The organism is Paenibacillus sp. NPDC101420, from assembly GCF_050277435.1.
GTDB lineage: Bacteria > Bacillota > Bacilli > Paenibacillales > Paenibacillaceae > Paenibacillus_AQ.
This window is the reverse complement of record NZ_JBNNSE010000005.1, coordinates 123,300-148,638: the sequence shown is the minus strand read 5'-3', so window position 1 is coordinate 148,638 and position 25,339 is coordinate 123,300. Positions and strand designations below refer to the sequence as shown.

General features: G+C 46.8%; 19 protein-coding genes and 1 tRNA gene. 14 read left to right on the top strand and 6 right to left on the bottom strand.

The window, feature by feature from the left end; translation table 11 throughout:
- Nucleotides 1–6: 6 nt before the first annotated feature.
- Both ACQKMP_RS20990 and ACQKMP_RS20985 read right to left on the bottom strand, forming a co-directional pair.
- Nucleotides 7–891, bottom strand: a complete 885-nt coding sequence (locus tag ACQKMP_RS20990) for a carbohydrate ABC transporter permease (protein ID WP_042130723.1) — start codon at nt 889–891, stop codon at nt 7–9.
- 254 nt (nt 892–1,145) lie between these two features.
- On the bottom strand, nt 1,146–2,510 hold the full coding sequence (locus ACQKMP_RS20985; protein WP_042191338.1) for an ABC transporter substrate-binding protein: 1,365 nt from the start codon (nt 2,508–2,510) through the stop codon (nt 1,146–1,148).
- 338 nt (nt 2,511–2,848) lie between these two features.
- Between ACQKMP_RS20985 and ACQKMP_RS20980 the strand changes: the two genes are divergently transcribed.
- The 5 genes from ACQKMP_RS20980 to ACQKMP_RS20960 all read left to right on the top strand — a co-directional run bounded on the left by ACQKMP_RS20980 (nt 2,849) and on the right by ACQKMP_RS20960 (nt 10,094).
- A complete protein-coding gene (locus ACQKMP_RS20980) occupies nt 2,849–4,663 on the top strand; it encodes a sensor histidine kinase (RefSeq protein WP_427470819.1) in 1,815 nt (604 codons plus the stop codon).
- Complete coding sequence (locus ACQKMP_RS20975; protein ID WP_076300464.1) at nt 4,664–6,313, top strand: response regulator; 1,650 nt, start codon at nt 4,664–4,666, stop codon at nt 6,311–6,313.
- A gap of 71 nt (nt 6,314–6,384) precedes the next feature.
- Nucleotides 6,385–8,076, top strand: a complete 1,692-nt coding sequence (locus tag ACQKMP_RS20970) for a glycoside hydrolase family 13 protein (protein WP_042191334.1) — start codon at nt 6,385–6,387, stop codon at nt 8,074–8,076.
- Nucleotides 8,077–8,225: 149 nt separating this feature from the next.
- A complete protein-coding gene (locus ACQKMP_RS20965) occupies nt 8,226–8,960 on the top strand; it encodes a class I SAM-dependent methyltransferase (RefSeq protein WP_076286049.1) in 735 nt (244 codons plus the stop codon).
- Nucleotides 8,961–10,094: an MBL fold metallo-hydrolase gene (locus ACQKMP_RS20960; RefSeq protein WP_427470816.1), complete on the top strand. Its 1,134-nt coding sequence runs from the start codon at nt 8,961–8,963 to the stop codon at nt 10,092–10,094. It abuts the gene before it with no gap.
- 752 nt (nt 10,095–10,846) lie between these two features.
- On the opposite strand, the gene ACQKMP_RS20955 is transcribed toward ACQKMP_RS20960, so the two are convergent.
- Nucleotides 10,847–11,455, bottom strand: a complete 609-nt coding sequence (locus tag ACQKMP_RS20955; RefSeq protein ID WP_339798329.1) for a phosphatidylglycerophosphatase A — start codon at nt 11,453–11,455, stop codon at nt 10,847–10,849.
- Nucleotides 11,456–11,727: 272 nt separating this feature from the next.
- Between ACQKMP_RS20955 and ACQKMP_RS20950 the strand changes: the two genes are divergently transcribed.
- The 3 genes from ACQKMP_RS20950 to ACQKMP_RS20940 all read left to right on the top strand — a co-directional run bounded on the left by ACQKMP_RS20950 (nt 11,728) and on the right by ACQKMP_RS20940 (nt 14,418).
- Nucleotides 11,728–12,852 carry a GerMN domain-containing protein gene (locus ACQKMP_RS20950; RefSeq protein ID WP_339248666.1) on the top strand — a complete coding sequence of 375 codons (1,125 nt, stop codon included), beginning with the start codon at nt 11,728–11,730 and terminating at the stop codon, nt 12,850–12,852.
- Between the two features lie 164 nt (nt 12,853–13,016).
- Nucleotides 13,017–13,775 carry a ribonuclease PH gene (gene rph / locus ACQKMP_RS20945; RefSeq protein ID WP_076286052.1) on the top strand — a complete coding sequence of 253 codons (759 nt, stop codon included), beginning with the start codon at nt 13,017–13,019 and terminating at the stop codon, nt 13,773–13,775.
- Nucleotide 13,776: 1 nt separating this feature from the next.
- The gene (locus ACQKMP_RS20940) at nt 13,777–14,418 is read left to right on the top strand and encodes an XTP/dITP diphosphatase (RefSeq protein ID WP_339243345.1); all 642 of its coding nucleotides are present in this window, start codon (nt 13,777–13,779) and stop codon (nt 14,416–14,418) included.
- Nucleotides 14,419–14,537: 119 nt separating this feature from the next.
- Here ACQKMP_RS20940 and ACQKMP_RS20935 read toward each other — a convergent pair whose 3' ends face one another.
- Both ACQKMP_RS20935 and ACQKMP_RS20930 read right to left on the bottom strand, forming a co-directional pair.
- Complete coding sequence (locus tag ACQKMP_RS20935) at nt 14,538–16,760, bottom strand: glycosyl hydrolase family 18 protein (RefSeq protein WP_427470813.1); 2,223 nt, start codon at nt 16,758–16,760, stop codon at nt 14,538–14,540.
- A gap of 78 nt (nt 16,761–16,838) precedes the next feature.
- Nucleotides 16,839–18,767, bottom strand: a complete 1,929-nt coding sequence (locus tag ACQKMP_RS20930; protein WP_427470811.1) for a glycosyl hydrolase family 18 protein — start codon at nt 18,765–18,767, stop codon at nt 16,839–16,841.
- Between the two features lie 600 nt (nt 18,768–19,367).
- Here ACQKMP_RS20930 and ACQKMP_RS20925 point away from each other — a divergent pair.
- The 4 genes from ACQKMP_RS20925 (at nt 19,368) to ACQKMP_RS20910 (ending at nt 22,283) form a co-directional block, all read left to right on the top strand.
- Nucleotides 19,368–19,796 (top strand): NfeD family protein, encoded by a 429-nt coding sequence (locus tag ACQKMP_RS20925; protein ID WP_149644740.1) that lies wholly within the window; start codon nt 19,368–19,370, stop codon nt 19,794–19,796.
- Nucleotides 19,796–20,731, top strand: a complete 936-nt coding sequence (locus ACQKMP_RS20920) for an SPFH domain-containing protein (RefSeq protein ID WP_283908822.1) — start codon at nt 19,796–19,798, stop codon at nt 20,729–20,731. The genes ACQKMP_RS20925 and ACQKMP_RS20920 overlap by 1 nt, the downstream gene beginning before the upstream one ends.
- 102 nt (nt 20,732–20,833) lie before the next feature.
- Entirely contained in the window at nt 20,834–21,289 is a 456-nt protein-coding gene (locus ACQKMP_RS20915; RefSeq protein ID WP_427470808.1) for a cupin domain-containing protein, read from the top strand.
- Between the two features lie 157 nt (nt 21,290–21,446).
- Nucleotides 21,447–22,283: an aldo/keto reductase gene (locus tag ACQKMP_RS20910; RefSeq protein ID WP_339266836.1), complete on the top strand. Its 837-nt coding sequence runs from the start codon at nt 21,447–21,449 to the stop codon at nt 22,281–22,283.
- 63 nt (nt 22,284–22,346) lie between these two features.
- On the opposite strand, the gene asnB is transcribed toward ACQKMP_RS20910, so the two are convergent.
- Entirely contained in the window at nt 22,347–24,191 is a 1,845-nt protein-coding gene (asnB, locus tag ACQKMP_RS20905; RefSeq protein ID WP_339266835.1) for an asparagine synthase (glutamine-hydrolyzing), read from the bottom strand.
- A gap of 145 nt (nt 24,192–24,336) precedes the next feature.
- Here asnB and ACQKMP_RS20900 point away from each other — a divergent pair, with 145 nt between their 5' ends.
- The gene (locus tag ACQKMP_RS20900) at nt 24,337–24,693 is read left to right on the top strand and encodes a hypothetical protein (RefSeq protein ID WP_042191315.1); all 357 of its coding nucleotides are present in this window, start codon (nt 24,337–24,339) and stop codon (nt 24,691–24,693) included.
- Between the two features lie 170 nt (nt 24,694–24,863).
- Nucleotides 24,864–24,937, top strand: a tRNA-Arg gene (locus tag ACQKMP_RS20895).
- Nucleotides 24,938–25,339 lie beyond the last annotated feature (402 nt).

Here is a 25,339-nt window from a genome sequence, read left to right as displayed (position 1 = left end):
GGGATTCTAAAACTCTCCGATATCTTTCTTCAGAACCTTGTTGAGTATTACGGTCAGTACAAGGCAGAACACAATAAATAGGATGGATATGGCATTACCGTAGCCGTAAAGCGACGATGAGAAGGCTGTTTTATAAAGGTAGTTCCCTAAGAATTGCGTGCTGTTCGCCGGACCACCGTTGGTCATTAAGAACACGGTTTCCATTTGCTTAAGACAGGTTGTAACCGCGATGATAATGGCAACTCGCATCATAGGCGAAAGAAGCGGTATGATGATGCGCGTGTAGAGGGTATAATTGTTCGCGCCATCGATCTTTGCGGCTTCGCTTAGATCACTTGGAATGCCTTGCAGACCTGAATAATATAGCAGCAGTGCGTATCCAAAACCTTGCCACATTACAACAATGATGATGCACCAGATCGCAGTCTTCGGATCTCCAAGCCAATCATGTGTGAGTGAATCCAGCCCAACGCCGCTAAGCAACTTGTTAAGCAATCCGTAATTGGGATGAAAAATCCCGCTCCACAGCTTGGCTGTAACTACAACAGAAATTACTGCGGGGATGAAAAAGATCGTCCGGAATATTTTTTCGTATTTACCGGAATTGGTCAGGAATATCCCTATGAGAATTGCAAAGGGATGCTGTAAAAATACAGTAGCGGCGGTTAGTAACAGGGCATTGCCCAGTGAAGTCCAGAATACTTTGTCATGAAATAGGATTTCGCGATAGTTATCAAAGCCGATAAAATTGTACTTGCCGATCCCGCCCCAGTCCGTAGAGCCGTAATAAGCGCTCATGAAGATAGGGATGCAAATCATAAAAGCAAACAGGAATAACCCGGGTGCGATGAGTAGAAATATCGCTTTTTTGTCGCTTAACACTCTGTGCATGGAAATCTCCGTCCTTTGAAAGAGTAATCTATCTACTACCATCGTAACGGGAAGCCAGACCCTGGAACATGCCGTATATTTCAGATGATTGTACACATTTTTTAAATTATGAAATGATAAATTCGTTGACGGCGAAGGCGTTTATACTCGAACAACAAACCCCCGGCCTCTGGGGGGAGTCGGGGGTTTGTACGCTACTATTTATGATGCTAATTCAGAAGCGTCAAGATTCATGTTCTTAGTAGTGTTAGAGCTTATTTACCAGCCAATTTATCGGACGCAGCGTCAAGCGCTTTGGCGAATTCCGCTGTATTCATAGCGCCGGAGAGCAGGCTTTGGTGAGCCTCCATTACCTTTTGCTTGAACTCGTCGTTACCAATATCCTGTAGCGGAGTTCCGCTAGAAGAGGTCATCGAGCTGAAGACATCGACTAGTTCTTTTTGGAGTTGAGTTTCATTACCAGTCAAGAATTCATCGAATTTTTGCGCAGGTGTACCCGCGCCTGCTTGCCATAACATCTTGGACCAGTTCTCAGGAGCGAAGAAATATTTCAAGAAATCAACAGCAGCTTCAGGATGCTTGGAGTTTTTACTTACGGCATATCCACCACCGTACCAAGCAGCATCATCCGTTGATTTACCTTTATCTGAACCAGGGAAAGCGAATGCGCCTACATTATTGCGGAATTCTTCAGAGAAGTTCACATCTGTAGCTAGGCCAGACTCCCAAGCGCCCATAAAGAACATAGCGGCTTGTCCTTGTCCGAACAAGTTACGCGCTGCGCCGTAATCGGCGGTCAGCCAGCCGTCGGCAAAACCTTTAGCATTTGCGAAATCTTGCATTTCAGTTGCAGCTGCAACAAGACTAGGATCATTAAAGGATATTTTACGAGCAACAGCTTCATCCATCTTATTAAAATCACCATTTTGACGTTGAGCCACAAACTCATACCAGATTGGCAGCGTCCATGCATCCATACCATTCATAGCGATAGGGTTAATCTTGTTGGCACGCAATGTTTTGACAGCTGCGAGCAGGTCAGCCGTAGTCTTTGGAACCTCGATGCCGTTGTCAGCAAAGATTTTTTTGTTATAAAACATAACCATATAGTCGGCACTACGTGGCAATCCATACAGTTTGCCATCTTTGCTGAAGCCGTCCATGGAACCAGAAACAAACTGATCACCTTCGAAGTCAGCGCTGTTCAGCTCAAGCAGTAAGTCATTATCGAGCAGAGGACTCAAGAAAGAAGGCTGACCCCAAGCTTGAATGATATCAGGCATCTGATTGCTGGAAGCATATACTTTGATTTTTGATTTATAAGGTTCATCTTGAAGCGCTTCCACTTCTATCTTGACGTTAGGGTGCTCTTTCATATAAGCATCGATAATGTCTTGCTCCACCTTGCCTGAACCGTTTGCCCGATCCGCAAGTGCGGTGAAGAACTTCAGTGTAATTTTTTCGGCTGGTGCGTTCGCTGTGGCCTCGGCAGTAGCTTCGGCTTTGTCATTTGCAGGAGCGTTTGTAGCTTTCGCATTGTTATTTCCGCCACCACAGCCTGCAAGCAGAGCTGGAAGCATTAGACTCATAAGCATTAGCTTGATTCCTTTACTTTTCATCAAAAACCCACCTTTTTAGAATGATGTATTTTGAAGAAACGATTGTTATCCATCAAGGAAGACGACAACCTCGTTTCTTCTTGAAATATAAGAATGTATAAGTTTCACGCTATACATTATCCTTATATTTCTCGCATAAACGCTGACCGTCTATAAGAGACGTCGAAGGCGTTTTTGCTTGCATCCTCATCTTAAGAGTTTCTGGCTAATAGAAACATGGTTCATATTTAAGAATGATGTAGGCATTTTTTAGCGAATGTAAAAAGCCGGTTCAGGGTGTAATGATTTCAGTTATACTTGGTTTACACATCTTTCTAGTATATAAGAAGGTGGTTCACATGAATCGAAACTTTCGCTTAGTCAGCCGTTATCGCCATCTTCCGCTCCAATTTAAGCTGTTGTTATGGTTCGTCCCCCTGCTTCTGGTGACCATATTCGCTATGGGCTGGAACTCGTATCAGATCTCTTCACAGCAGGTGGTGGAGAAAATGAAACAGTCGCAGGATCATCTTACCAAAAAAACAGCAGAGCAGATCGATGAGATGGTGCGAGGCATGATATCTTTTTCGAATACACTCTTTCTGGATGAAAGTGTGCAGCGGCTCTTAGCATCGTCTGAAGCACAAAAGGAACGTAATTCTGTATTTAAGACCGTTACCAATCTTATGGTTGCAGGCAATTCAATTCAATCGCTGATTCTGTATTCTTTAGACGATAACAATGGAGCAGAGCCTTTTGCTGCGAATCAGGCAGGATTGACGACAGGTATGAAGTACTCAGATTTTATCAAAACCTCGTATTATAAAGAAGCTATTAAAGCAGCAGGTAGCCCAACCTTTGGACTCTCCAGGCCGACTGACGGCATTTTTGTAGGCGATCATTATCATAAGATTGTGCTTTCCAGAATCATCATGAATATTTACACCTTAAAGCCGGCAGGACTCGCTGTGATCGGTGTGGATGCAGGGAAGATTGGGAGCCAATATCTGGACAATGCTGAAGATGATGTAGATATGTTCGTAATTGATCGGGATGGGCTGATTATTACGGCTTCGAATCCGAGCTGGATTGGCAAAAGAGATCTGGAACTTCCGTATTTTGCGGACAGCGACCCTAAGCTGACTGTGAAAAAAAGGCTGGAATCTACAGCGGATCATAAACAGTGGATTGTGTCACATCTGCAGTCGGAGACGACAGGCTGGTATGTGGTGGTGGCTCATTCCAAGCGGCAGCTTGTTAAAGAGCTCGGTCAGATTTTACAGGTCACGATGACGATTGCTGTTCTGTGTTTAGTAGTTAGCCTAATGGTTACCTGGCTGGCAGCTGCCGCTATCACGAAACCACTGAAGAAGCTTTCCCGTTCGATGCGCAGACTACAAACAGGTGATTTCACGCAGCGGGTATTTTTTGAAGGAAATGACGAGATCGGCTTACTCGGGCATGGTTATAATCTAATGGTGCAGCGGATTAAATCGCTCATCAATGATGTATACGCCTCAAGAATGAAGCAACAGGAAGCAGAGTTGAAAACGCTTCAAGCCCAAATCAGGCCTCACTTTTTATATAACACGTTAAATACAATCTGTTGGGAAGCTGAGAAGAAGGGAGATAAAGAAATTGCCGATATGGTGTATTCTCTCTCTCAAGTGTTCCGACTGAGCTTAAATGATGGACGGGATACGTTTACTTTGGAGCAGGAAGTAGAGCTGGTGACCAATTACTTGTTCCTGCAGAAAAATCGCTTTAAGGAGCGTTTTGAATTCGAAATTTCTCTGGATGAGAGTATCAAGGATTTCACAGTACCAAAGCTGCTGCTGCAGCCACTAGCCGAGAACGCAGTGATTCACGGGATTGAGCCGCTGTCTGGAAGTGGGCTGATATCCGTTCGAGCTTACCGTATAGAGAAGACTATTGTGCTTGAGGTACAGGATAATGGTGCAGGGATCACGGCAGATAGGCTTCTAGAGCTACATCAACGTTTAGCGAGGGGAAATTCTTTACCTGAGGAAGACAATGTTGGACGCACAGGATTTGCGCTCATGAATGTGCAGGAACGACTGGCCTTATTTTTTACAGGAGCCTCTTTACAACTAGAGAGTGTGGAAGGGGCAGGCACACGTATTATTATTCATATCTCTGTGGAGGGGCCATAAATGATGAAGCTGCTGATTGCTGAAGACGAAGATACGATCCGTGAGGGCATTGTGAATATGATTGATTGGAAGTCACATCAGATTGAGGTCATGGGTGAGGCGGGGAACGGAAGTGAAGCGCTGGCTTTGATGGAGAATGAACAGCCCGATCTTTTGTTAACGGATATTCGTATGCCACAAATGGGTGGTCTCGAGCTGATTGAAGTCGCACGGCGTAGAGGTTACGGCTTCCGGTCGATTATTTTATCCGGGTATAACGAGTTCTCTTATGCGAAGCAAGCGATCTCCCTGGGTGTTGTTGATTATGTGCTGAAGCCATGCCGACCTGAGGAAATTCTGAAGACGGTACTGAAGGCCAAGGAACTTATTGAAAGACAACGATATCAGGAGGATGAACAGCTTAAAAGAGATCGTTCTTGGCATAAAAATGCACCGCTTGTCAAAAGCCAGGTTCTGTCTCAATGGATTTATCATCCCCCGGTTCCGCTAGAACGGCGACAGGAGCTGATCGGCGAGTTATCTATGGCGATTGGCTTTGAAGGACCACAAATTGGTCTGGTCAGTTTTGATTTTGACCCACCCTCTGCTACAGGAACAGGACAGGATTTTGTACTTCTACGTTACGCAGCGTTAAATATTATCAGTGAGACCTTGTCTCCTATCTATAGAGGAAAAATAGAGACTTTTCATGATGGCAATAACTTGCTATGGATTGGCAGCGGATTAGCCGGAACCGATTCTCGCAAGCCTTACCGAGCGCCCCTCCAATTGAAAGAGCAGATTGAGAAGCTGCAGAGTAATTTGGAGAAATATCTCAAACTGTCGATCAGTATTGCCGTTGGCTCCTGTCGTTCGGATATTTCTGAAGCGCATCTGTCGTATAAAGAAGCCCTTCAGGCGATGGAATCGCGATTTTTGAACGGAAAAGGCGGTGTCTATTACTATACAGAAGGAACAGGAGTAATAGGTGGCGCTCCACAGGAAATCGGGATTTTAGATGATTCTGAATTAAATGTGCTGGAGGATGAAATGCTTGTGGCGGTGGGGGCTGGGAGTAATGAGCTCGCGCTCGATCTGCTGGAGAAATGGCTGGATCGTTTTCGTAGCAATCCTGGATGTCTTAAGCAAGAAGTGAATATTCGGGCAACTGCTTTTGTAGTTCGATTAAAGAGACTCGCGCAGGAAAAACAAGTCGCTGGCTTCGAATGGAAGCAGCATTTGGTCAATTGGATGGAGCAGGCTCCACAGATAGAGACGTTGGAAGAATTGTCTACGATTTTGAATAAGGTCATGCAGAATGTGGTGGAGGCTTTTTCTAAACATCGTCCACTCCATCGTACAGTAGTCACTGCTATGGAGATCATCCGCAATAAATACAATACCAATCTGACACTAGAGTATGTCGCGAAAGAAGCCTATGTTTCTAATACTTATTTAAGCTCACTTTTCCGTCAGGAGCTTGGTGTGAATTTTCTCGATTACTTGCACCAATACCGGGTAGAAGAAGCGAAAAAGCTGCTCCGCCAAAATCTAAAGATGTACGCCGTTGCAAAATTGGTAGGGTACGGTGAAGAGCGTCACTTCAGTGCTACTTTTAAAAAATGGACTGGACTTACACCTTCACAATATCAAAAGGGATTAGGGAAGTAGGGGGGATTTGTTATCTACTAGGCTCTGTGTGGTTAAACTCTACATATAGCTAAATAGGAGGTAACCGAGTTATGAACCCCAAATGGTGGAAAGAAAGCGTCGTGTATCAGATTTATCCGATCAGCTTCATGGACAGTAACGGAGATGGAATCGGAGATTTGCAAGGTATTATATCCAGACTGGATTATTTACAGGATCTAGGTGTAGATGTGATCTGGGTCTGTCCTATTTATAAATCACCTAACCATGATAACGGGTATGATATCAGTGATTACTGTGACATTATGAAGGAATTCGGTACGATGGATGATTTTGACCGGTTGCTCAGGGAGTTGCACGCACGTGGAATGAAGCTGATGATGGATTTGGTTCTGAACCACACGTCACATGAGCATCCTTGGTTTGTAGAATCCAGGTCGTCGAAGGACAATCCTAAACGGGACTATTATATTTGGCGAAAAGGTAAAAATGGCGGCCCCCCGAACAACTGGGAGTCTTATTTCAGTGGCTCTGTATGGGAGCTTGATCCGCGGACGGATGAATATTATCTACATCTCTACTCCAAATACCAGCCCGATCTGAACTGGGAGAATCCTGTGGTCATTGATAAGCTGCATGAAATGGTGGAGTGGTGGCTGAAGAAGGGTGTGGATGGATTTCGTTTTGATGCGATTGCACATATCGTGAAGACGAAAGGGTATCCAGATGCAGACAACCCGAACGGAACACCTACGGTAAGGGCCTACGGTATGTTCTCCAATCTGGAGGATGTGCATACCTTGCTACAGAATCTATACGATAAGGTGTTATATTTCTACGATATTATGACGGTAGGAGAGACTTCGGGACTCGGACCAGAGCAGGCGCTGGATTATGTAGGTGACGGACGCCGGGAGCTGAATATGACTTTTCAGTTTGAGCATATGTTTCTGGATGCCGCTTCGCCGGGTAGTGGGAAATGGGATGTGGTTCCCTGGAGTCTACTTGAACTGAAAAAGATCATGAGTAGCTGGCAGACAGTTTTACATGAGAGAGGATGGAATGCGAACTATTTATGTAACCATGATCAGCCGCGTTCGGTGTCTCGGTTCGGGAACGATCTCTTTTACCGGATTCCTTCTGCAAAAATGCTTGCGACCTTTATTCATATGCTGGAAGGCACACCTTATATTTATCAAGGAGAAGAAATCGGCATGACGAATGTCTGTTTCGATTCCATTGATGAATACCGGGATGTGGAGACACTTAATTATTATGAAGAAAAGCGAAAAAACGGTGTTCCAGAAGAGCAGATTATGTCTGCGATTCATCATAAAAGCCGGGACAATGCCCGTACCCCTATGCAATGGGACGATGGACATGCAGGTGGCTTTACAACAGGAACACCCTGGATTGAAGTGAATTCCAACCATATGGAGATTAACGCTGGCAATGCGGTTAAAGATCCGGATTCTATCTACAACTACTATAAACAGCTGATAGCGTTAAGAAAAAAATACAAGGTGATCGTGTACGGATCATATGAGCTACTGCTTGCAGAGCATACTGAGATTTATGCGTATTCCCGAACTTTAGAGGATCAACGATTGTTGGTTATTTTGAATTTTTTTGATAGAGAGCCTGAATTCGAATGGCCAGCGGGGTTCGATCCCGATCAGCTGGAGTTATTAATCAGTAATTACCCGGAGTCAAAAGATCAGGATATTCGTTCTTTCAAGCTTCGTCCTTATGAAGCAAGGGTATATTTGCAGCAGCGTGTGTAAAGGAAGTTTCAATAAGAGTTGTCATTAAAGCCCAAGAGGTCAAGATGATGACTCTTCTTTGAGTTTGTCAGCAAAAGACTGTACAATGGCGATACATTAGCATACATGAAGTGGAGTTGCGGGATGACGCCTGTAGGAGGAGAGACAACATGACTGAATGGTATGAAAAGAGCTTCGGAGAGGATTACCTGATCGTGTATAAGCACCGGGATTTCGGTGGAGCACGTAAAGAAGTAGATCAGATGATCGCCTGGCTGAGACTGCCCCCAGGTTCGAAAGTGCTGGATTTATGTTGTGGGATGGGACGTCATTCTCTGGCACTTGCGAAGGAAGGGTACGAGGTTACCGGAGTGGATTTGTCGGAGGTCTTGCTGCGTGAAGCTCGGTCTCAAGTCGGGGCGGAGAAGGTAACCTGGATCCGTTCCGACATGCGCGATTTACCACTAGATGGAGGATTCGATGCCGTAGTTAATCTGTTCACTTCTTTTGGTTATTTTGAAAAAGATGAGGAGCAAGTAAAGGTTCTGCGTGAAATCTATCGTCTGCTGAAGCCAGGTGGCAAGTTCGTTATTGATTTTTTGAATCCTGCGCATGTGATTCGTCATCTGGTGCCGCATTCTACGCGTGAGGACGGAGAGAATTTGATAGATGAGTCACGCCGGATTGAGGATGGTTATGTGAAGAAAGACATCATTCTAACCACTAAGAATGACCCTACGCCTCGTCAATATCATGAGCGTGTGAAGCTTTATTCACTGGAGGAGTTCAAGGAAATGATTGAGAAAGCGGGCTTGCAGCTCGAAGCTGTACATGGCAGCTATGAAGATGAGGTTTATGATGCAGAAAGGTCCACGCGGATGATCTTTGGTGGAACACGTCCCTAAATGGTTTCCGGAAAAAGATTTAAAGGTGGTGTACGCTCCATGTCTAAGGCAGAGCTTACTTCATGGGACAAGAACATTCTCCAAGTCTCGGTACCCATGGACTCGCCTCTTCGTCAAGTGAACAGCTATATCCTCTCGGATGAAGATGGTAGAGTAACTATTATCGATCCGGGCCCGCGCAGCCCGGATACAGAGAATTGCTGGCTCGGGATTTTGCAGGAGCTGGACTTGTCGTGGATGGATATACGGGATATCGTCGTTACGCATCACCATCCCGATCATTACGGATTAGCCGGCTGGCTGCAGTCGCAGAGTGGTTGTAAGGTGTGGATGACGGAGCGCGCCCATGCGGAGGCAAGGTTGATGTGGGGCTTGGGCACTGTTGAAGATCTGGGGAATGACGTGGATGAAGATCCAGGTGAAGATACGGGTGAAGATACGGGAAATGGCGTAGACAATGATGTAGGCATAAATGAGATCTTACCGGATTATTTCATCCGGCATGGGATGACGGAGCAGTGGTCGAACGGGATTAAAGCCCACTTGGAAAGCTTTAATTCCCAAGTGGAGCCGCAGCCTGCCGTTTCTTATTTCAATGTAGCGGAGCCCTTCAAGATGGGCGGCCGTGAATGGCAGCTCATTATTACCGGCGGACATGCACCGGGGCATGTGAGCCTGTATCATGCTGACAGCGGGCTTATGATCTGTGGGGATGCTGTGCTCCCGCAGATCTCGCCCAATGTCAGCCTGCTGCCAGGCAGCGATCCACAGCCGCTGCAGACGTTCCTTCAGGGGCTGCGGGAACTGGGCAGCTACCCGGTCAGCATGGCGTTCCCGGGTCATCGCGAGCCCTTCGCTGGCTTCGCGCACCGGGTAAACAGCCTGCTCGCTCATCATGAGGAGCGGCTGGATACAGCGGCGGCGCTGCTCACCAGCGGCCCTCTTAGCGGATTCGCGGTGTGCGAATTTCTGTTTCGCAGCCGAGTAACGACTGTTCATCAGATGCGCTTTGCGATGAGTGAGACCCTGGCGCATTTGGCGGAATTAGTGCGCCGGGGACGGGCAGTCATGCTGGAGGCAGACGGCGGTTATTTATTCGCCGCAGCTGAAAGTGTTGGAGAACATATTAGCTAGCGTATCTTGCAAGATCGAAGTGAAGTAGATGAGTATAAAGTTTAAGAGCAGTCCTGATTGTGGGGACTGCTCTTTTTGTATTTGAGTAACCTTGCTCCTCCTTCCCTCTTTCCATCCTTCGATCGCTTCCATATTCATGCGTTAGCGTATGTATTCGGACTCAGATGACGCTATTCGTCGATTTTGGGGCTTTTGAGGTTAGTATCGGACCGGAAAGGCGTTATTACTAGTGCAGAGTAGTGGTTTTGGTCATTTTTGAGCGAATAGCGTCTCTGGAGTCTGAAAGTGTTCAAATTAAGGGTGATTAGTGAGTATAGCGTCTGCTGAGTCCGACAACGTGTGCGAAACGCTTCTTATGTAGAGTAACTAACTGTTGGTAGTTATTAAAGGGAATTTCACCCTGTAATTTTGGGTTTAATGATTCTAGAGCTGTTTTTAGGGAATTTCTCCTTATAATTCTACTGATTTGGCTATAAATTGAGATTTTCATAGAGATTATAGGGAAGAATTCCGTATAATCTCTATATTTGAGCCAAAATCGTTATTTTATAGGGAGGATTTCCCTGTAGCCAACGAGCCACCGTAGAACCCCACCGTAGAATTCCCACAGCAGAACCCTCCATAGCCCCCCTCCAACTACCCACAAAAAAGCGATTGTCTCAGCAGCCCGCAGGGCTGTGAAACAATCGCTTTTTCCTCAGAGTTTCATATAGTCGATCTGAAACTCATCATTCTAGTGTACCTAAAACTCCTCACTCCGGAGTTTCATCATATTCCGCAAGTTTCCTAGCGGCCTCTTCGCGATCCTCTGGTGTGTGAGGCAGATCCAGCTCAATTTCGCGCTCCGCTTGCTTGCGGTGTGCGATTCGGCTACTGGCTGCCGCCGCCACGGCTCCAACGATGTCGTCGAGATAGGTGTGGATTTGTCCGGTACTTTTGTCATTTAGCCTTTGAAGAACGCCTGGCTTCAGCTTGTCCACATAGCCATAGTTGGTAAATCCGATACTGCCGTATACGTTCACGATAGAGAAGGCAAGAATCTCATCTACGCCGTACAATCCCTCATCATTTTCGATCATATCTTGAAGTGGGGAGAACAGCTTGCCCTCTTCTGCCAGTACATCTAATTGAATGCCTGTTAGTACAGCATTTTGTACTTCTCGCTTGCTAAGCACCATCTCTACATTATGGATACATTCATCCATCGTTAAATTCGGATAGTATTTCTGTTGCAGGAACATAACGAGTTCCGCGATTTCTTCCAGGGTTACTCCACGCTTGTTCAGCCAGAATTTGGTCGCATCTGCGACGGCCTTGCTGTTCAGACTGTACGGAATTTTTTCGATTTTGTCATCAGCCATGTTCAGTCACCTCGTTGTTTAGTAAGTCATTTCATTACAGCAAACGTTAGTATGATGTTAAGGACTGTTGTTACCTCAGATTGTACGTTTACTGGAAGTATTTGTCCAGCGAGGGAAGTTTCAGCGAACTGAAATCCAGGCCCTACTTGAGATGAAGAAGTAGTTCACAGGCTTTTCCAACAATTTAGGATAAGCTGTTGTTATTTTTTGGACAAAGGTCTCGTATACATAGCAGTACAAATGATATCTAACCTTGAAAGGGGTAATAAATGATGAAGCCTATGCAACAAATCCGCGGAATCTCCGCAGTATGCTTACTCGCAGTTCCACTGGCACTGTCCGGCTGTGGGCTGTTTGGTTCAGAATCGGCATCGATTGATGCTCCGCCACCAGAGGTTGAAGCACAAATGTTACAGACTAGTGGAAATACTACGTTGGATTCAGGTGTATTCGGTCCTGTGACACAGGATGATACACAGACAGCGGTTAAAGGCAGCACCAAAACTTCACAGGGCAATGCTTCCGGAGATCGCACAACTGTATTTTTGGAAGATGGTAATGGATTACTCGCTCCTGTATCCCTAAGCTTGCCAAAGAGCAAAGATTCCAGCGCACTCAAAAACTCGTTAATGGCATTAGTGAGCAAGGGAGAATATGCCTCATCAGTGCCTGAAGGCTTCCTAGGCGTTCTTCCAGCTGGAACGGAAGTTCAAAATATTACGGTAGATAAGAAGTCGAATTTAGCTGTCGTGGAATTTAATAAAGAATTCAATAACTATGATCCTTTAGAGGAACGTAAAATCCTCGAAGCTATCACTTGGACGCTGACCGGTCAAGATGACATTAAAAGTGTACAGCTCTGGGTAGATGGTAAAAAGCTCACAGAGATGCCGCTTCAAGGAACTCCGCTGGATCGTCCATTAACCCGCACAATGGGCATAAACTTGCCGAAGCAAGGTCCACTTCTGATGAACTCCAGTGCGGTTACTGTTTATTTTTCCACAACATCTCCTGACGGTATTCAATATTATGTACCTGTAACCCGCTTTGTACCCGCCGGACAAGAACAGCTGACTGCTGCTTTGAACGAATTGATTGCAGGTCCTGAATCCGGAAATGGTCTGGAAATGGTCATGACACAGGGGACGATACTTGATTCCGTTGATGCTGGGCAGAACGGTGTAGTTACCGTGTCCTTGACGGATGATATGTTCACAGATGGTAAAGGTGTACCCGCTGAAATGCTGGAATCGGTCGTACTGACGGTTGCGCAAAATTCGGATGATTCTCTGGTACAAATTCGCTTGAACGGCAAGGAATCGATTACGGATACAGATAATGTGGACTACAGCAAACCTGTTTCCGCACCTGAATATTTGAATGAGATCCCGTTATAGAATGACCCTGTAAGGTTTAAAAGATGCTTTTGTGCCTCCTCTTTGGTAGAATAAAAGTTGCTCAAAAAGACGTTACGTCCCAAGCATTGTGCTACTCGGTATTTATGACGGGAAAATGGGACTCACGCTAAACTTTTAGCTATACGATGTAGGAGGCAGAAAAGATGAGATCAAACGGGCGAAACGACGACCAATTACGGCCGCTGACAATAACAACCCAAACGAATAAATATGCTGAGGGCTCCGTGATCATTGAAATGGGAGATACCAAAGTCATTTGTACGGCTACTGTGGAGGAAAAAGTGCCTCCGTTTCTTAAAGGACAAGGAAAAGGCTGGGTAACCGCTGAATATTCGATGCTTCCTCGGGCAACTCAATCCCGTAATCAGCGTGAAGCTGCACGTGGTAAGCTTACCGGACGGACTATGGAGATCCAACGGCTGATCGGACGAGCGCTTCGTTCCGTAGTGAATTTACATGCGTTAGGCGAGCGTAGTATTACGCTGGACTGTGATGTGATTCAGGCGGATGGTGGTACGCGGACCGCTTCGATTACAGGTGCTTTTGTTGCTATGGCATTTGCTATTAACAAAATTGCACTTCAGCACAAGTTGCCTGTGTTTCCTATAACAGATTTCTTGGGGGCAATCAGTGTCGGTGTTGTAGGGGATAAAACGCTGCTCGATTTGAATTATGAAGAAGATTCCAAAGCAAAAGTAGATATGAATGTAGTTATGACTGGCGGCGGTGCCTTTGTTGAACTTCAAGGGACTGGCGAAGAAAGACCGTTCACTCGTCAAGAGCTGGATCTTTTGCTGGGTCTAGGTGAGAAGGGAATCTATGAATTGATTGCTGCGCAGAAAGAAGCGCTTGGAGCGATTGCTCTCAAAATCCCTTCCGGCCAGCCGGGCCAAGAGGTGTAGCATGAAGTCTGACGGCGGTATTCTTATTGTTGCGACGAAGAATAAGGGGAAAGTACGCGAATTCGAGCATGCTTTTGCCCCGTTAGGGCTGACAGTGAAAAGTATGTACGACTATCCGGATCTGCCCGATGTGGTGGAAGACGGAGCCACTTTTGCCGAGAACGCCTTTAAAAAATCCAAAGCCGTAGGTGACGCCCTTGGAATCCCGGTACTCGCTGATGATTCGGGTCTTTGCGTAGACGCTTTGGATGGCCAACCGGGTGTGTACTCTGCACGTTACGCAGGGGAAAATGCAGGAGATGAAGAGAACAATCTGAAGCTGCTTAGCGAACTTGAGAAGCTAAAACAGGGCGAGGATACCGGACAGCCTTTGCTAAGTACAGCTCGGTTTGTCTGTACATTGTCCTTATACGATCCAAGCTCAGGACGGGAGTTAACCGCTGAAGGTGCAGTGGAGGGATGGATCACATCCGAACCTGCTGGTGGTGGAGGCTTCGGCTACGATCCGTTGTTTTACTTGGCGGAATATGAAAAGACAATGGCCGAGCTAACGCTCGAAGAGAAGCAGCGGATTAGCCACCGAGGAACTGCGCTAAGGTCGCTGACTGAGAAGCTAGCTGCTGCTAACGACTTGAATTCCTAATCTAAGCGCTCCATGCGGTCGCATGAGAGATAAAATAAAGAAGCTTGCAAATCCAAGATACATATCTTGGTTTGCAAGCTTCTTTTGGTTTATTAGGTGAAACTTATCATATTAATGGATTAGTTCAGCTTCCAGAGTGCAGGTGTTGCTGTCGGTTCCCAGCCCAGAAGTGAAGTGTGGGGCTGCAGACATGTATACGTTAACCCGTTGTAGCTAACCTTATCACCCGCTTTGTATGCTACTCCTGCTGCCCAGGCAGATATTCCCGGACTCGGTGTTGCAGTTGGCGTTGGTGTTACGGTTGGTGTTGAAGTAGGTACTGTAGTTGGTGTCGGCGTTGGTGCAACGGTTGGCGTTGGAGTAGGTGCTATAGTTGGTGTCGGTGTTGGTACAACGGTTGGTGTTGGAGTAGGTGCTATGGTTGCAGTCGGCGTCGGTGTTACGGTGGGCTTCGGTGTTGGCGTTGCGGTTGGCGTCGCCGTTGGTGTTGCTGTCGGTGTCGGTGTTGTCGTAGGTGTAGGTGTAGGCGTTGGAGTGATGCCTCCATACAGTTTGTCGTATTCCTGCTGGGACGAGCTTCCGTTCAGCGTAATTCGCTGCGGACCACCCGAGAAATTCAGCTTCATCATGCCTGGAACTTCCAGTGTGGCTCCGTTTGCAATCGTTTGAGATGCAGTCCCGGTAATACGATAGCGATTAAAGTCCCAATCCGTAGAGATTTGCTCTACAGTACCGGCTCCCCATGCAGAGGTCAAGGTTGTTGTTGTCGGTAGATCGAATTCCAGCTTCCAGCCACCGGAGATATCCGCGCCTGTGTTATTCGTTATTTTCAGGGAGTAGGTATAATTCGGATGATCGTAAGCGCCACTGAAGCTAAGACTGAAGTTCGTAGGTGCAGGTAGTTGTGGCTTCGGAGTTCCACCTGGCAGAGAGGCTGTCTTAAGCTGGTCATAGGCAAAATCGGTCAACGAGTTGCCGTACGTAAAGGTGCCATCACTCTTTTCAGAGTAGTCGCCGGTCAGTTCCCAGAACATCATCCCTCCCAAGCCTTTTTGCTTGATATAATCCAGTTTGTAGCCCAGTGACTCCTTATCTTCATACGTAAGAAAGACCTTCTTGTCTGCGTTAAATAAGTATGGAGTTTTGGTAACGGGATCGAAATAACGTTTGTTCGCTGGATCTTTGAGCAGATTCAGCACATGCCAGATTGGATTTGCGCCAGCCGGCTGCTCTGGTGCAGGATCATTCCAGATTCCGTATACGCCGTCGGCTCCACCTCCGGTTGTAGGAGCTGTACCATAAAGACCGGTGTTGTTGATGCCTCCATTTACATTCTTCCAGCCACGTGAGTAATAAGGAACTCCGATGACGATTTTTTCTGGAGGAAGCGTACCCAAATAGTATCGAACGGCCCAGTCGGTATTCAGAACCGGAGTGCCCAGCGCAGCTGTTTCAGTATCACGAGAATCCGGGTACAGGGCGGAATGCGGCCCAACATATCCATTCCAAGCGCCGTGGAAATCATAGGTCATAAGGTTCGCCCAGTCCAAATACTGGTTAGCTTCCCCTAGCTTCATTCCGCCCAGAATCCAAGAGGAGGCGGTTGCGGCGATGGTTAGGTCATATTTCTGATTGTCCTGTGCGCCTGCCTGATCCAGCTTTTCACGAAGCTTTTTCATGAGGAGAACATAGTTGTTGTAATTCACTGTGCGCAGCGGCTCAGCCACACCGAAGTCATTCGGGTTACCTGATTGACCAGTACCGGATGGGTACTCCCAATCAATGTCCACACCGTTGAATTGGTAGGTACGTAGAAAATCCACAACACTGTTGGCAAAGGTCTCGCGGCCAGCTTCCGAATTGGCCATGTTATAAAAACCACCAGAACCCGACCAACCACCAACCGAAATCAGGGTGCGGACATCGGGGTATAACTGCTTATACTTTACGAGTTGATTAAAATGTCCTTTATACGGCAAATTAGTTAATTGGTCAGGGTAGTCTTTTTCGATAGCTGCTGTACGGTCCATCAGATCAATCTTGTTCGTTTGAGGGTTTACCTTGGCGAACGCATAGTTAATGTGAGTGATTTTGCCCCACGGTATTTTATCGACAGTATAAAATCCTTTGTTCTCCTGATCTCCCCACTCCGGGAAGTAAGCTACAATTTTACGCGGATGATCTGCAGCCGGAGCTGGAGCAGTAGGCGTCGTCCCTGCTGCTAAGACTACTTGCGACGATCCACCTGCACTTGTGTATAGCGGAAGCAGAATGATGGCGCTCATTAAGGCCGCAATGTAGCGTGCGGATTTACTTCGCCTATTACGTGTACTTATGTTCATTTAACATTCCTCCAAAAGGGATAATATAACTGCGGGAGTAGATTAGGAACGGTGATCCTTTCGCGTTAATAATGAGTCTTAATTCAGCTTCCAAAGTGCGGGTGTGGTCGCTGGTTCCCAGCCTTGAAGTGAAGTATGGGGCTGGAGGCAAGTATACGTTTTGGCGTTGTAGATAACGATATCACCCGTTTTGTAAGCGGTTCCTGCAATCCAGCTAGAACTCCCAGGGGTCGGTGCTACAGTTGCGGTTGGAGCCGGAGTTGCTGTCGGTGCTACTGTTGCGGTTGGTGCTACTGTTGCTGTCGGTGTTACAGTGGCCGTTGGTGTGGGAGTTGCGGTTGGTGCCACTGTTGCCGTCGGAGTCGGAGTTGCTGTCCCGCATACGTTGATGAATTTCCAGACTCCAGCAGCACCGCTAAGGTCGGGACGATCGCCTTGAGTCCACCACTTAGCTTCATAGACTGAACCGTTGTAAGAAACTTGCTGGCCGCCAGTATATACGGCAGTCTGGTTCCACGCCGCTGCGCATTGTCCTGGAGTAGCCGTTGGTGTTGGAGTTACCGTAGGAGTCGGAGTTGCGGTTGGAGTTGCGGTTGCCGTAGGCGATGGTGTGGGAGTTGCTGTTGCGGTTGGTGTCGGTGTCGGCTGTACCACTCCTCCGCCAAGGTCGGCGTTCAGCTTGTTGGTCAGAGTTTTGTTCCGGTCACCACTTGTCTCCCAGAACATGGCACCCGCTAGGCCTTTTGATTTGAGATAACTGATCTTATGGCCAAAAGATTCTACGTCGTCATAGCTGATATAAGTTTGGTTCGTTGGATTATAGAGATAAGGCACTTTAGAAATGTCATTCCAATAACGGGTATAGCCGTTTTTGTTAATGTAATTAGCTTCGAGGTCATAGAAGTCATAACTCCCCTTTTCCCATGTACCCGTGGACGAAATGCCAGCGGACAATTGATATTGGCCATTTCCTGCGGCAGGAGCACCCCCCCAACCACGGCCATAGAATCCCATACCAAGCACTAACTTGTTTGCCGGTACGCCATTGGCTAAATAGCTGGTTACCGCTTTATCGACGTTGAAATTTTGCGGTTCGGTCAGGCCTGATGCAGAAGCGGCTGGATCATAGTACAAAGGAGCATTGTGACCGGTGGTCTTATTCCAGCTCCCGTTGAAGTCATAGGTCATAATATTGATCCAGTCAACAATGGAAGCAATACCTGCAAGATTATTGTTATTGACGTACGTCGGTCCTGCACCGGAAGCAATGGTCAGCAGGTAGGTTTTGCCGTCGGTCTGACCGGCAGCATTTAGCTTCTCACGGATTTTTTGCAATAGAAGTACATAGTTTTCCTTATCTTCGGGACGATAACTGTTACCTGCGAGCCCACCGCTGACTGGGTACTCCCAGTCGAGATCGACCCCGTCCATTTTATATTTACGAATAAAGTCTACCGCTGAGTTGGCAAAAACCTCACGGGTTACGGCTGTAGCCGCCACATCCGAGAAACGGTTCGACCAGGTCCAGCCCCCAACGGAGATCAACGTTTTCAGGTTCGGGTTCTTTTCTTTCAGCTTCCATAGCTGCTTCAGATTACCTTTGATGGGGTCATCCCATTTGTCATCTCCGAAGCTCTTTCCGGTGTCAATCCACGGGTCACCCAGAACAATCGTGCCGTTCGGAACGTTAATGGTCTGTGCTTGCTCATTTTGACAGCTCCATGTTACCGGATTAGGGCCGGTAGGGTCAGGGTTGCCGTGAATGCCATTCCAACAAATATCTGCGAAGGCGTAGTTAATGACATTCATTTTGGTAGGATCGATATCTGATACATTGTAAGCCCGCCCGTAAGCGGCCCAAGAAGCGTAATAACCAACCAGTTTATAATCCTGTGCGGCGTTGGCCGTTTTGGCACTACTACCCAGGGCTGAAAAAAGTGTAAGAACAAGCGCGGCGATCATCGCGATCGCAAAGGTCTTACGTGAACTTTTTTTCGTGAATATCATTGATTTTATACCTCCAAGGTTCAATGTGTAGTTCGAAATTCTTTTCGGCAAGAAACCCTACCTTCACCTCCCATAATTTGAAATTCACCTGTACCTTCACCCTTGCATATCTCTCATTCTACTGACACCCATTTCATAGATTTAGCAGCAAAAAAATAGCGGTCCACATAAAGCTCACACAATAAGTAAGCGCTTTCTAAACTGCTGTTTTAAGGATTCCTTTTTGATAAACTTGTAGATGTAACATTGTTGAAGGGGTGTAGGGTGAGTAGAAGAGTGGGTTTGGAGTTCAATAATTAGGATTAATTTCTTATTTATGGGTGAAGGCATTTCTTATTTTCAAGCATAGAGAGCGATTATGCTAGGGATAAAATTCAGTAATATAGGGGGACATTTTTCTAATTCATGGATACTTGTTTAGGTGAACTTTGATAGAAAAGGTGTATGTCCTCTTTTTAAGGAAACTCATGCAGAACACATAACCTCCGATGTTATGAATATAAATTATATACATGCCTGCAATATTTTTACGGAATTACGCAACGCATCGCTGTTTCTTTTCGTTATAGTAGTATCATAAGGAAGGTGGTGGGTTCACCGATGGTTGTGTTTTGGTTGATCGCAGCCGGTGTCCTGTTTGTTGTAGAGATGATGACGCTTACTTTTTATCTGCTATGGCTTAGTATTGGTGCGTTGGCCGCAGGTGTGGTGTCGATGATTGTTCCTGAAGCCATTTTGTTTCAGGTGATCCTCGGATCACTGGTCGCACTTGGTCTGACTATATTCTCGAAACCACTGGTTTCTAAATTTCGCAGTTCACGTGGGTTCAAGGATACAGGCACAGAAATCGTAGGCAGGCAAGGAGTCGTCATTGAGCCGATTGAGCAAGGGCGCTATGGGCAAGTGAAGGTAGGCGGAGATACGTGGAGCGCGAGCTCTGACCAGTCTTTGGGCAAGGACGAAGTAGTCAGAGTAGTGAAGAGAGGCACGACCATTATCGAAGTAGAACGATGGGGGGACATGAACTAATGGAATGGGCAATTATCGGAATTATTCTTGTCGTGGTCGTAGTTTTTGTGGCATTAACGATCAAAATCGTACCGCAACAACGGGTAGGTGTAGTGGAACGTCTGGGTAAATTCAATCGTCTACTGACGCCGGGTCTGAACATTCTGATACCTGTGATTGATCAGGTGCGTACTTACCATGATCTAAGGATTCAACAAGCGAATGTGCCTCCGCAAACGGTGATCACGAAGGATAACGTGCAGGTGCAGATTGACACGATTATTTTCTATCAGGTAGTGGGACCAGAGGAAGCTACGTATGGCATTTCCGATTATGTATATGGGGTAAGAAACATTTCAACGGCAACTATGCGGCAAATTATTGGTAAGCTGGAATTGGATGAAACGCTGTCTGGGCGTGAAAAAATCTCAACTGATATTCGTCTGGCGCTTGATGAGGCTACAGAGAAGTGGGGCGTAAGAATCGAGCGTGTGGAAGTCATCGATATCAAGCCGCCGCTCGATATTCAAGAAGCAATGGATAAGCAGATGAAAGCGGAGCGGAGCAAACGGGCGATTGTTTTGGAAGCGGAAGCTGCCAAGCAAGATATGATCCTGCGTGCTGAAGGGGATAAGCAGAGCAAGATTCTGAAAGCGGAAGGCGACAAGGAAGCACGTATCCGCCAAGCAGAGGGTTCAAGACAAGCACAGGAGCTGGAAGCTCATGGTGAGGCGAAAGCAATTCAAGCAGTGGCTGAAGCAGAAAAATCACGCATTGAGCTGATTCGCTCAGCAGGTCTGGATGAGCATGTGCTCGCATATCGCTCCTTCGAGGCTCTGGCTGAAATCGCCAAAGGTCCTGCAAATAAAGTATTCTTGCCAACAAGCGCTGTTGAAACGCTGGGAAGTCTTGGGGCGATTGCTGAGGTATTCAAAGCGAGCAAGGATAGTAAATAGATTTTACAATTCGTGCTTCTTCCGTTAAAGTAAAAAGCAAAAACAACCCTATGCATACGAAGCTATTGTTGCTCATGCAAACTTTGAAGGAGAGAAGCTACCGTGACACAAAAAGAAATCTCACCGTTAGTTGAACTGCTCGGATTACAGCCCCATGTTGAGGGCGGTTGGTACAAAAGACTTTGGAACTCCGAATTTGAAATTCCGCAGGAAGTGCTTGGGGATAACTATTCCGGATCGCGCCATTCGGCATCTTCGATTTATTTTTTGCTACACGAGGGGGAACAATCTGATTGGCATACTGTTTTGTCCGATGAAGTTTGGTTCTGGCATTCCGGTAGTCCAATAGTGCTTAGTCTCGGAGGTAATGGAGATAAGCCTGAGAATGTGCAGGAAGTTATTCTGGGTCTCGATATTGCTGCAGGTCAACAGCCGCAGGTCGTAGTTCCAGCAGGGGTATGGCAGGCGGCTCGTCCGTTAGGATCAGAACCAGTACTGGTATCCTGTATCGTTTCTCCTGAATTCCATTTTGATGATTTCAAACTGATTGAGAAATAAAGAAGAGCGGGGGCTTTATATATGCCTCCGTTTTTTTATGAGGATTTTGGGAATGATGAAGCAGTCTGCTATACTTTTGTGGTAGCGCTTGCTTCTGAAGCGTGAATTTAGGTTAAGTAAGATTAATGAAATAACAATAAGCTTGGAGGGTTAAGCGATGAGTGAATTGAATGCACCGTTCTCGGGAGGTCCGACTTTAAATGATGGAGTGACCATGCCGTGGCTAGGCCTTGGCGTGTATCAGACTAAAGATGGGGAAGAGGTTATTCACGCGGTCAAGACCGCAGTGGAGCTTGGATATCGTAGTATTGATACGGCTGCTGGTTACAATAACGAAGAAGGTGTAGGTCAGGCTATTCGTGAATGTGGAGTGGCCCGTGATGAACTGTTTATTACGACGAAAGTGCGCAACCCTGATCAAGGCTATGAATCAACGCTGAAAGCGTTCGAAGTTAGCCGGCGCAAGCTGGGGCTGGACTATATAGATTTGTATCTCATACATTGGCCGGTGGCAGGAAAGTATCGGGAGACTTGGAAAGCTCTGATTCATCTGCAAAAAGAGGGTCTCATCAAATCTATCGGTGTGAGCAATTTTCAGATTCATCATCTGAAGGATATCATCGAGGACACTAGCGTAGTTCCAGTGGTAAACCAGGTGGAATTCCATCCGCTATTGACTCAGCGCGAGTTGCTGAAGTATGCCAATGAGCAAGGGATCCAGCTTGAAGCGTGGAGTCCGCTTATGCAAGGAAACCTAGATCTCCCCCTTCTTAAAGAGCTGGCTGGAAAGTATGATAAGACCCCTGCTCAAATTGTACTTCGTTGGGATTTGCAACAAGGCGTAATTACGATTCCAAAATCGGTACATGCGGATCGAATTAAGGAGAATGCGGGATTCTTTGACTTCACGCTTAGTGATGAGGATGTTAAAGCCATCGAAAATTTGAACAGAGACCATCGTTTCGGTCCGGATCCGGACAATTTTAATTTCTAAAAATTACGAATACAAGCCAAACAGCAAGCCACCGATACGGGGACTTGCTGTTTGGCTTGTCGCTTACTGGATGGAGACGTTATATTTACGCAGCCAGAGATCTACTTGAGCTAGGTAAGCAAACAGCTGAGGACCGGACATGAGCTGACCGAACCAAGGCAGATTGGTAGAGGATTCTGGGGAAGCGGCGATCTCACGGATTTTGGCGGCATCGATTAAAGGAAGTATTGGCGAAGTAGAGTCATCTAGAATGTTCAATACTTGTGTTCGTACTGCGTTTAAATAGGCTGGATTGTGGGTTTTCGGGTAAGGACTTTTTTTACGATATAGCACATCATCTGGAAGAATTCCCTCAAGCGATTTGCGCAAAATCCCCTTTTCACGACCGTTCAGGTTCTTGATTTCCCAAGGAATATTAAAGACATATTGAACGAGCCGATGATCACAATAAGGAACACGTACCTCTAGTCCGGCGCCCATACTCATTCGGTCCTTACGGTCGAGCAAAGTAGGCATGAAGCGGGTGATGTTTAAATAGGACATTACACGCATTTGTGCTTGTTTACCTGTCTCCCCATCCAATGTTGGGACTTCGGCTACTGCATCACTGTATCTGTCACCCAAATATTCCAGCGGCCGAATCCATTCATTAACTTCAGGGGATAATAGACTTGCACGCATTTTAGGAGCAACTGACCAAGGAAAAGTGCCCGAGGAGAGCATCTCCTCCCGATGGAACCAAGGATATCCGCCAAAAATCTCATCGGCAGCTTCGCCGGAAATGGCTACAGTAGCATTCTTTTTAATCTCACGGCAAAATAAATACAAAGAAGAGTCCACATCGGTCATCCCAGGTAAATCGCGTGTGTACAGCGCATTATCAAGTGCTTCTACAAGCTCTGGCGTATCAAATGAGATATAGTGATGGTTCGTATTTAATTCATCGACCATTCGCTTAATCCATGGACCATCTGCTCCGGGCTGAAAAGTATGGCTCTTGAAGTGCTTGTCGTTGTCGACATAATCGACAGAATACGTATCCACTCGTCCCTGGCCGTTTCGGTTGTAGTAATCCACTGCAAGTGCTGTCAGCGCACTGGAGTCCAGCCCTCCTGATAAGAGCGAGCAGACAGGAACATCTGAGACCAGTTGGCGTTCGAGCGTATCCTGCAGCAGTTCACGTACTTTAGCGGCTGTCTCTGCTTCATTGTCAGTATGTTTTGCGCTTTCCAGCTTCCAATAAGCGTAACTACGCAGACCTTCGCGACTATAGATCATGGCATGCCCCGGACGAAGTTCCTGCATATCCTTATAAACACCGTGTCCCGGCGTACGGGCTGGACCGATAATAAAAATTTCCGCTAACCCTTCGGGCCCGACTATTGGCTGTACCTTGGGGTGCTGCAGCAGCGCCTTAGGCTCTGATCCGAAAACTAAGACGTCATCCACTTTACTATAGAACAGAGGCTTCACACCTAAGCGGTCACGTGCAAAAAAGACCTGATCCCGAAGTCCGTCCCACACTGCAAAGGCAAAGATCCCATTGAGCTTCTCTGCACAATCCGGTCCCCATTCGATATAGGCATGCAGCAGAACCTCGGTGTCACATTGGGTACGGAATTGATGACCCCGCTGCTTAAGTTCTTGTTTGAGCTCGGGTGCGTTATATAATTCGCCGTTGTACACAATCGCGTATACCTGTTCGTCATGGCGGGTGATCATAGGCTGCGCGCCGTTTTCTGGATCGATAACGCTAAGTCTGCGGTGACCGAATGCGCAAGGACCTGAAATCCAAGTTCCAGCTGCATCGGGTCCGCGGTTTGCTAAAGTTTCAGTCATTTTGACCAGCAACTGCGAGTGCTGCGTGAGATCTCCGCGCCACTGGATAAATCCGGTTATTCCGCACATGATGGTTCATCCTCTCTTTTTGTGCGATTGTTGTCCTTACTTTTTTGCCAAGTAATACAGATATATGCCGAAGGAAGGCATAAAATGTATGTCCTTATCCGAACACTAGGGGAGAGAGGAATTTGCCAGGAGGGAAGGATGACAGGTGTATTATATTAAAGATGCCAAAATTCGCAGAATGATGGAGTATGACGGTGCGCCTTGTGCAGAAGTAGGTGTATTGCCAGGTGCTGTTAGTGATCCTGCGCTTTTGGTGTATATCGTAGAAGATCAGCGCGAAGAAGGCTATGAGATTGTCCGTATCCTCACTAACGACGCAGACACTTCTACCGATTGGTTTGATAACAATATGCATGATGCTTTTAAAGATGTGACTTCGAGCGCGTTTACAGGCAGTATGATTATGACACCTGATGATGAGCGTTCTAAGTTTCAGCGGGAATTAATGACTTATGGTGATTTGAAAAAGCAGCTGGGGGAGCGTTTTCGGAATCTGGAGTAATATGAGTAGAAATGAGGGTATCCGTAAGCTATGAAAATAGCTAGGATACCCTCATTATTATCAAATTAGGATTAAGATTACTTATTTTCCAAAATGTTTGATCTTGAAAATTCTGCTGAATAAGGTATAATAAATATCGTTGCGTCAATACATATCATTAATTCTTATGTGTCCCGGTAGCTCAGCTGGATAGAGCATGCGCCTTCTAAGCGCACGGTCAGGGGTTCGAATCCCTTCCGGGACGTCAAGTAACAGTCTTCCTTCGGGAGGGCTGTTTTTGCGTGCAGGGAAAGAGAAGCCCGGGTGGTTCGTCGGAGCATAAGCATCGATAGGATCAGCTTCGCAGTCAGCCCGAAAGGGCTGCATCCCGTTCGGGACAAGTAACAGCCTTCCTTCGGGAAGGCTGTTTTGCGTGCAGAGAAAGAGAAGCCCGGGTGGTTCGTCGGAGCATAAGCATCGATAGGATCAGCTACGCAGTCAGCCCGAAAGGGCTGCATCCCGCTCGGGGCAAGTAACAGCCTTCCTTCGGGAAGGCTGTTTTTGCGTGCAGGGAAAGAGAAGCCCGGGTGGTTCGTCGGAGCATAAGCATCGATAGGATCAGCTACGCAGTCAGCCCGAAAGGGCTGCATCCCGCTCGGGGCAAGTA